This window comes from Thermogutta sp. (genome assembly GCF_039793925.1).
In the GTDB taxonomy this organism is placed as follows: Bacteria; Planctomycetota; Planctomycetia; order Pirellulales; family Thermoguttaceae; genus Thermogutta.
The window spans coordinates 1-1,017 of the sequence record NZ_JBAMME010000194.1; the positions used below are offsets into that span (position 1 = coordinate 1).

1 protein-coding gene is annotated in these 1,017 nt (G+C 55.3%); it reads left to right on the forward strand.

What is annotated here, in order from left to right; genetic code table 11:
- On the forward strand, positions 1 to 1,017 hold a 1,017-nt coding region (locus ABJK56_RS07175), incomplete at both ends, for a glycosyl hydrolase family 28-related protein (protein ID WP_347243984.1).

The following is a 1,017-nucleotide window of genomic DNA, read 5'->3' on the forward strand; positions in this document are numbered from 1 at the left end:
GGCGCGGTCGGTGACGGAGTCACCGACGACACTGAGGCCATCCAGAAGGCTTTCAGCAATACTGGTTTAATTTATTTTCCTAACGGAATTTACTTGATCAGCGACACCATCAAGCCTCCTCAACGGCCTGGAGGGGTTCCCTCTCGACGAATCATCCAAGGCCAAAGCCGCGACCGCGTGATTATCAGGCTTCGGGATCGCGCTCCGGGATTCGACAATCCTGCCCAACCGAAACCGATGATCGTCACTTCTTGGCGAATCGCGCAAGCCTTTCGAAACGCAGTTCGTGACGTGACGATTGACTTAGGAGCGGGCAACCCGGGGGCAGTCGGGCTCGAATTCTTTGCGTCCAATACCGGTCATGTGTGGAACGTTACGATTCGCTCATCCGACCCGGAAAACACTGGTTTCGCTGGGCTCGCCATGTTCGGTGATAATGGGCCGTTGCTCGTCCGTGGTCTGAATGTCCAAGGTTGTGAATACGGTATTATTTCCGACTGCAATCAACTTGCTACATTCGAGCACATAACGCTTTCAGGGCAGAGGCGAGTCGGACTGGAGTCGCGGAACAAAAGCATCATCCGGGCATTGATAAGTTGGAATAGCGTTCCAGCGGTCGTGGCAAGAGGACAAGGCTTTACACTTCTGGAAGCCAGGCTTTTCCATCCCGCATCCAGCGATTCGCCGGCAATCGAATTGGTGGATTCCGTTGCGACCCTCCTCAGAGATATCGAAGTGAAAGGATATGCAACGTCGCTGAAAGCCCCCGGAACCACCCTGCATGAGTCGCAGATCAGTGAATGGACATCGAAACCGGTTTATAGGCTGACGACAACGGCCCCGAGCTCGACACTCCGTTTGCCCATCGAAGAGACACCCGAGTTTGACTCTGAACCCGTCGAGCAATGGGTTCCCATCACCCGGTTTGCCCCCAGCGAACTTTGGGTCGAGCGCAAAGGCCGACACCGAAAAGAAAACTGGGCCACCGCGCTTCAGTCGGCCATCGATTCCGGTGCG